Annotated in this window: 10 protein-coding genes; 2 read left to right on the top strand and 8 right to left on the bottom strand. The window is 26.0% G+C overall.

Features of this window, described 5'->3' with window-relative positions; translation table 11 throughout:
- Positions 1–8: 8 nt before the first annotated feature.
- The 4 genes from Q5F54_RS08975 to Q5F54_RS08960 form a co-directional block, all read right to left on the bottom strand.
- Positions 9–341 carry a hypothetical protein gene (locus tag Q5F54_RS08975; RefSeq protein ID WP_071121144.1) on the bottom strand — a complete coding sequence of 111 codons (333 nt, stop codon included), beginning with the start codon at positions 339–341 and terminating at the stop codon, positions 9–11.
- Positions 342–434: 93 nt separating this feature from the next.
- A complete protein-coding gene (locus Q5F54_RS08970; RefSeq protein WP_071121145.1) occupies positions 435–665 on the bottom strand; it encodes a hypothetical protein in 231 nt (76 codons plus the stop codon).
- A gap of 19 nt (positions 666–684) precedes the next feature.
- A complete protein-coding gene (locus Q5F54_RS08965; protein ID WP_071121146.1) occupies positions 685–1,200 on the bottom strand; it encodes a hypothetical protein in 516 nt (171 codons plus the stop codon).
- A gap of 724 nt (positions 1,201–1,924) precedes the next feature.
- A complete protein-coding gene (locus tag Q5F54_RS08960) occupies positions 1,925–3,127 on the bottom strand; it encodes a pentapeptide repeat-containing protein (RefSeq protein WP_071121147.1) in 1,203 nt (400 codons plus the stop codon).
- Between the two features lie 148 nt (positions 3,128–3,275).
- Between Q5F54_RS08960 and Q5F54_RS08955 the strand changes: the two genes are divergently transcribed.
- Both Q5F54_RS08955 and Q5F54_RS08950 read left to right on the top strand, forming a co-directional pair.
- Positions 3,276–3,707 carry a hypothetical protein gene (locus Q5F54_RS08955; RefSeq protein WP_302334273.1) on the top strand — a complete coding sequence of 144 codons (432 nt, stop codon included), beginning with the start codon at positions 3,276–3,278 and terminating at the stop codon, positions 3,705–3,707.
- Between the two features lie 202 nt (positions 3,708–3,909).
- Complete coding sequence (locus Q5F54_RS08950; protein WP_302334272.1) at positions 3,910–4,203, top strand: DUF1540 domain-containing protein; 294 nt, start codon at positions 3,910–3,912, stop codon at positions 4,201–4,203.
- A 209-nt stretch (positions 4,204–4,412) separates the two neighbouring features.
- Here Q5F54_RS08950 and Q5F54_RS08945 read toward each other — a convergent pair whose 3' ends face one another.
- The 4 genes from Q5F54_RS08945 to Q5F54_RS08930 form a co-directional block, all read right to left on the bottom strand.
- Positions 4,413–4,694 carry an AbrB/MazE/SpoVT family DNA-binding domain-containing protein gene (locus Q5F54_RS08945; protein WP_302334271.1) on the bottom strand — a complete coding sequence of 94 codons (282 nt, stop codon included), beginning with the start codon at positions 4,692–4,694 and terminating at the stop codon, positions 4,413–4,415.
- A 96-nt stretch (positions 4,695–4,790) separates the two neighbouring features.
- Positions 4,791–5,873, bottom strand: a complete 1,083-nt coding sequence (gene buk, locus Q5F54_RS08940; RefSeq protein WP_302334270.1) for a butyrate kinase — start codon at positions 5,871–5,873, stop codon at positions 4,791–4,793.
- An 89-nt stretch (positions 5,874–5,962) separates the two neighbouring features.
- Positions 5,963–6,562: an indolepyruvate oxidoreductase subunit beta gene (locus tag Q5F54_RS08935; RefSeq protein ID WP_302334269.1), complete on the bottom strand. Its 600-nt coding sequence runs from the start codon at positions 6,560–6,562 to the stop codon at positions 5,963–5,965.
- A gap of 1 nt (position 6,563) precedes the next feature.
- A partial coding sequence (locus tag Q5F54_RS08930) for a 4Fe-4S binding protein (protein ID WP_302334268.1) occupies positions 6,564–6,887 on the bottom strand: 324 nt, incomplete at its 5' end.

The following is a 6,887-nucleotide window of genomic DNA, read 5'->3' as shown; positions in this document are numbered from 1 at the left end:
TTGTTAACTTATTTAATAATTTTCATACCTTTATTATTAAGTTCGTTTACTATAACTACTATAGAGAAGTCATTTGAACACAAAAATAGAGCTGAAATGTATTCAGCTCCTTCTATTTCGTCTATGTATTCAGGTATTATTCCATTTAGTTGCTTTTGCTTTAGATCTTTTATTCCAGCTTTATCTACTACAACTACGTATCCGCCTAAATCTTCTGCTGTTCTTTCTGTACCGTAGTTTTCATCTAGCATTTCTATGGTAGTTTCTATTGCAGACAGTACTTCTGTTGGTAGCTCCTTTATTAACTGCAAGTCTTGTTTTTTCCAAATACTTATTATCATTGTATTTTCCTCCTTGTTTTTGAACACAAAATAAGCTAGATGAAGTATTTTTACCTCATCTAGCTTTATCATAGTTATAATATATATTTGAAATTACTTTTTATTACATGTATTTTTAATATCTTCGTTTAAATCTTTCTCTTTATTAAGTTTATCCAATATTAAATATCCCCAAAAAGATACTATTCCTGATAAAAATATTACACTTAATGTAACTTCATTAATGTAACTCATATATGCATCGCTAACTCCTACACCTGATAACATTCCAGAAAAAATGTATCCGATAATAATCGTTACGATACTTCCAATTAAATATTTCATAATATATTTTATCCTTCCATTATCTGTAGCACATAAGTTGATTTGGTCCTATAGACTCAACTTTAGAAGAAAAACTTATCCCTGCACTTGCTGGAAATGAAACACTTGGACTTATAGATAGTGTTGAATGTTCATACTTAACTCCAACTCCAACTTGCTTTATATCTTCATTTTTTCTATGTAAATAAACTTTTCCTTGTCCCGATTTAGCATAAGTTAATCCGTTATTTCCTAAAACTTTAAATTTAAAAGATGCGCCTGTATTTCCTGCTCCATCTATAGATGCAGATATCTTTTTACTAGAGCTAACTCCTGAACTATTTAACGGTTGATATGATACATTTAGATAAGAATTATTATGGAAATACATTCTTTCACCGTTAGATACAGCCATTAAATCAGTTCCTCTAAAAAGTGGTGCTCCATTCCATTTAAATGAAAAATTTACTACAAGATTCGTAGCTTTATTAGTCTTGTCATAATAAAAACTATCTTTACTTCTAGTTACAGTACAAGTAGCACTTGCTCTTATCATTTGTTCTTCTGAACCATCAAAATTTCTAATTATATTTATTTGTTCATTATCATATCCTAATCCTGATAAAAATTCATTAGATAATTCATTTAACTCATCTATGTTTTCACTAAATGCTTCTTTGTATTCTCTTATTTGCTTTATATCTTGATCTGAGTATCCTATTTCTCTTAACTTAGATTCACTTTTTTTATTTAGCTCCTTTAATTTAAGATACTCATTTATTGTTTCTGTTTCCTCACTATCATTTAATATTTGTATATTTTTATTTTCTAAACCAGTATTATTCTACATCGCATTTACATTACTTAATACAGGTGTTGTAACTGCTACCCCCACTAAAGCTAATGCTATACTCTTACTTGCTCTTTTCTTAAAATTCATTTCAATCTCCTCCTTTGTAATTGGATGACATAGATATTCATCCTTAGACCCTATGTTTTTCCAAACCTCAATTTATCAAGGTTTGGTTTTTCAATTTCTTAATTTGATTATATTTGGAAAATTATGTAAATAAAAGTCTTTAATTATAATAATCTTTGTGATATTATTGTCATATATGAATTTTAATTAAAAATAGCTATACCAATCACTAATGGTACAGCTATTATCTTACTAACTTTTATTAATTTTTCTTACAAAAACCGCGCTCCGTTACTTGTGATACGGTTCATTATTATTGATTCTAAACATTTTATAAATTTGTACTAATTATAACCAATATTTATCTAGTTATCTTCCTTGCTAATGTAGCCGTCCATATTCCCATCATAGTTAATCCTAAAAACATCTCAACACCAGATAAAAAAATACTTATATTTACAGGCGTTATATCACCATAACCTACAGTTGTAAATGTTACAGTACTAAAATACAAACAACTCATAAAATCTGTTATCACATTTCTTTTCAAAAATCCATGTGAAAAAACATCTACATAATTTATAGTAACCCCTTCTATACTAAGTCCCGTAAACATGTATATAACAGCAAAGACAAATATTATTTCAAGTGATGTTATAAGTGCATATGTAGGTCTTTCTCCATAACCACATAATAGCCAAAATATTGTTGACTTTGTCTTATCTATTCCAGTAAGAGATTTATTCTCAACACACTTAGATAAGTAATAATACTCTGATGCATAATTTACTAAATTATTCTCCTCTAACTTTTTAGCTATACTCTTATATACTTTTGCAGCTTCCTCATAAGACTTTTTATATTTTTTATCTAGCTTAATTGTATCTATAAAAACATATTCATCTAATTTAGTTATATTTTTATCTTCAAATTTTAATTTTTCTATAGCTGAATTTACAATTTTTAAGCCCCTACAATCACAATCACTTATTTGATTATTAACTATAAGCATATTACTAAAAATAGCATTTTCTAAAGTAGATTCTATAAATTTTAAATCACTAATTCTACATTCTTTAAATACACTACTTTCCAAATTACAATTTTTAAATATACTTTTCATAAAAATGCATTCATCTGAAAATATATTTATATTATCAGATTTATAAAATCTACAATTTTCAAATAGTACATTTTCAAATATACATTTTGAAAATATATTTCCATTAAATATACAATCTTTAAATATTATATCTTTAAATTTACATCTCTTAAAATTGTTATATTCTAATTTTGCATAAGAAATTATATTTATATCCTTATTTATATGCCCTTTTATACTTTTATCTTCTATATGAGTAAATAATATTTTTCCTTTATCTTCTATATTATAATTGTCTTCTCTATCTAAAGTTGATTTTCCCTTTATATGATTTTCAGATTTTAAAAATCTATTATTATATAAATTTAGCTGTAAGTAATAATTTTTTTTATGATTATTAATTCTATTTTCCAATTCTATATTTATATTTTTCTTTATCTTCTCAACATTTTGAAGTTGCATTTTTTTCCCCTTCGCTTAAATATTCATATCTATAAAAATTTATATTCTCTAAAATAATAAAATTTCCTACTTTATAGAATACTTGTCTAATTTAATTAATATAACTATAATATATAAATTTATTTATACAATTTTTAAGGGGGATAAAATGGATAATAAAATTAATGAACTTAAGAAAAACTTACCTAAAGAAAGTTGCTCTTTTTGCACACAGCTTTCTTTAGATGGTCCAGATGAAAATCTTAAATACAATGTTAAATGCGTTATATTTGACAGTCTACCAAAATGTAATGATAATTGCGAATACTTTGAACCAGAATATAGTGGTATAAATAGTTATGATTTAGATGATTTGTATATTAAGTTTCTAGATTCTTGCTTGAGAGTTTCTTATTATGAATATAAAAAATCTATACATTGGAAATTGTTTAAAGATTATGCTTTAAATAAGTTAGGTAATAAATGTTGTAAATGTGGCAATGAAGAAAATTTAGATGTGATTCATATAAATAAAAATTTAGGAAGAGAAACATTAGATGACGTAGCTGTTATGTGCTTTAATTGTATTTATGACTTATAAAAACTTATATTGATCTTAGTTACTATATCTACTTTTTATTATACTAACTTTAATCTATTAAATTTATACATTAAAAAGTAATAAACTAAAATATAGTTTTATTACTTACATAATTTGCTAGGTATAAATATTTTAACTATTTGTTATAAAAATAATCTCTATGTAAATAATAAGTTATATATTATTTTATGGAGGTATACATATGACTTTAAATTGTTCTGCTTATAATTGTACTTATAATCAGTCTGGTACTTGTTACGCTGGAAAAATAACTATCTCTGGAACAAAGGCAACTAACTCATCAAATACACATTGTTCTACTTTTTCAGAAAGTAACGGAAATTTAACTAATTTATCTAGCAATTATTTTACTACATCTAACGATATAATTTGTAAAGCTGTAAATTGTCATTATAATGCTAATCATACATGTACTGCAGATAGTGTACACGTAAATGACTCTCATGTAAACTGTGATACTTTTATAAATGATTAAAATCATTCTCTATTATTAAAACATATATATTTATAGTATTTTTAACCTGTTGTGCTAATTATTTTACTAATAATATTGAAATTACTATATAGTTTTTAACTATCAAAATGTAGATTGTTATAATCTAGTATTTTCAATAATCGTATTTAATTAGCACAATAGGTTAATTATATAATTTATAATAAATAATACAACTACAGGCATTTCTGCTATAACATTTGTTCACTAAACTTTTTAATTATGTCATCTAAACATGATTGACATATAGAATAGTTATTATAATACTTTATATTATCTTGTGTACTGCAAAATAAACATTTAGATTTTGATTTTGCAATTTCTATATGGTCATCAAACAGTTTTATGCTAACTACTTCATTTTGTTCAAAGTTTAATTTATTTCTCATTTCTTTTGGTATAACTATTCTTCCTAGATCATCTATATGACGTTCTATTCCTAATGATAATTCTTTTGATGTACTTTTTTCCATAACTGTAAATTAATCCCTCCTTAATATTCTATTATACATTTATTTTCAGAATACTTGTTAAGGTAATTTTTGGTAATATTTTAATTTAATAATACTTTATTTTACTAAATCAGCTTCACTATATATCCTTACATCTTCTTCTTTATTTAATACCCTAAGTATACCTAAAGATAAAGATTCTAATTCATTTTCTCCTGGCATAACACAAACATCACTTATAAACTCTACTCTTTTTCTTATATTTTCAGTGATAAGATTAGAGTAAGCTATCCCTCCAGTTAATATTATTGTATCTACTTTTCCATATACTACTGTTGCTAATTCTCCTATACCTTTTGCTATTTGATAAGTCATAGCTTCATGAACCAATTTTGCATTTTCATTTCCATCACTTATCATTTTTTCAACTTCTCTTACATCAACAGTACCTAAGTATGAAGAAATTCCACCTTTACCCCTAATAGTTTTAAGCATCTCTTTGTGTGTATAGTTTCCTGAGAAACATCTATCAATTAGCTTTTTACAAGGTACTCTTCCCGATCTGTCTGGAGAAAAAGGACCTTCATCATCAGATACTATATCTACCATTTTGCCATTTTCGTGTACACTTAGGGTTATTCCTCCACCTAAATGAGCTACTATTAAATTTAATTCATCATATCTTTTATTGTTATCTTTAGCATACTTTATAGCCATAGCCCTTGAGTTTAATGCATGGCTTAAACATTCTCTATCCATTCCATTAACTCCAGACAATCTTGCCACATCAGTTAACTCATCAACTGATACTGAATCATATATGTATGCATTAATTCCTAAATTTCTAGATATTTCATAAGATATTATTGCACCTAAATTTGATGCATGTTCTAAAACTGGTTTATTTATTAGTCTATCTATCATTTCATCATTTACTAAATACGCTCCAGATTTAACTGGTGGCAATAATCCACCCCTTCCAACTATAGCACTTAAAGAATCTAACTTTATATTATTTTCTTTCAATGCCTTTAATACTTTTTCTTTTCGCATTTCAAATTGTTCCTGTACTTTATCGTACTTTTCTAAATCTTCTACTTTATGGTCTATAGATTTTACTAATATCTGTTTTTCATTATCATATACAGCTATTTTAGTTGATGTAGAACCTGGGTTAATAGCTAATATTCTATAACTCATAAATTTCCCCCTTAAAATATAAAAATTGCTATCTCAAAATAGAATTTATTAGTTACCTATAAAATTCTATTTTGAAATAGCATCAATAATTAATTAGACTTTAAAGGAAATGCTTCTTCTGAAACCATTTCCATTCCTTTTTTAAATGCTTGTAAGTTTATATCAACAAATTTTTCTTTAATATTTTCTCTTATTATACTTTCCCAATCTATATCTTCAAGGCTCATAGATTTTACTAATGCTCCTAAAAGGATTATATTCATTACTTTTGAATTGCCCAACTCTTTAGCTTTATCTGCTGCGTTTATTATAGTTGCATTTAATCTATTAAGCTCATCTTCTATTTCTTTTTCTTTATAAATAGCTTTACCTGTCAAAACTGGTATAGAATCTATTCTATAATTATTTACAACTATATTTCCTTCTGGCTTTAAATATTCTAACCACCTTAAAGCTTCCATTTTTTCAAATGATACTAATATATCTGCACCACCTATTTCAATAACTGGTGAATAAACTTTTTCTCCGTACCTAACTTGTGAAGATACTGAACCTCCTCTTTGGCTCATTCCATGTATCTCACTCATTTTTACATCATATCCAGCATTCATAAGACCTGTAGTTAATAATTTACTTGCAAGTATAGTTCCTTGACCTCCTACACCTACTAAAAGTATGCTCTTTGTCATATTAATTTCTCTCCTTAGATATAGCATCTTTTGGGCATACTTGACTACATACTTCACATCCTACACATTTATTACTATCTATGCTTACCATTTTTTCTTCTGATTTAAATGATATAGCAGGACACCCTATTTTCATACATAGTTTACACCCTATACATTTATCAGTATTCACACTACATTTAGAAGTAAATGGATTATTAAACTCTTCTATATCTTGTTTTGAGAATTTTTTAAGAGCACATGGCCACCTAGCTATTATTACTGATGGTTCATCTAGTTCAAATGCCCAATCTAAACTTTCTTTTACTTGTGATAAATTATTTGG

Origin of the sequence: uncultured Romboutsia sp., from assembly GCF_958366745.1 — a bacterium.
GTDB classification, from domain to species: Bacteria; Bacillota; Clostridia; order Peptostreptococcales; family Peptostreptococcaceae; genus Romboutsia; species Romboutsia timonensis.
Note: the sequence above shows the minus strand (reverse complement) of the source record. Positions and strands in the feature narration are given on the sequence as shown.

Excerpts from the sequence above, each read along its gene's own strand:
- Q5F54_RS08970 (WP_071121145.1), bottom strand. The coding sequence starts at position 665 with ATGAAATATTTAATTGGAAGTATCGTAACGATTATTATCGGATACATT.
- Q5F54_RS08950 (WP_302334272.1), top strand. The coding sequence starts at position 3,910 with ATGACTTTAAATTGTTCTGCTTATAATTGTACTTATAATCAGTCTGGT.
- buk (WP_302334270.1), bottom strand. The coding sequence starts at position 5,873 with ATGAGTTATAGAATATTAGCTATTAACCCAGGTTCTACATCAACTAAA.
- Q5F54_RS08965 (WP_071121146.1), bottom strand. The coding sequence starts at position 1,200 with ATGATAAGAGCAAGTGCTACTTGTACTGTAACTAGAAGTAAAGATAGT.
- Q5F54_RS08945 (WP_302334271.1), bottom strand. The coding sequence starts at position 4,694 with ATGGAAAAAAGTACATCAAAAGAATTATCATTAGGAATAGAACGTCAT.
- Q5F54_RS08960 (WP_071121147.1), bottom strand. The coding sequence starts at position 3,127 with ATGCAACTTCAAAATGTTGAGAAGATAAAGAAAAATATAAATATAGAA.
- Q5F54_RS08975 (WP_071121144.1), bottom strand. The coding sequence starts at position 341 with ATGATAATAAGTATTTGGAAAAAACAAGACTTGCAGTTAATAAAGGAG.
- Q5F54_RS08935 (WP_302334269.1), bottom strand. The coding sequence starts at position 6,562 with ATGACAAAGAGCATACTTTTAGTAGGTGTAGGAGGTCAAGGAACTATA.
- Q5F54_RS08955 (WP_302334273.1), top strand. The coding sequence starts at position 3,276 with ATGGATAATAAAATTAATGAACTTAAGAAAAACTTACCTAAAGAAAGT.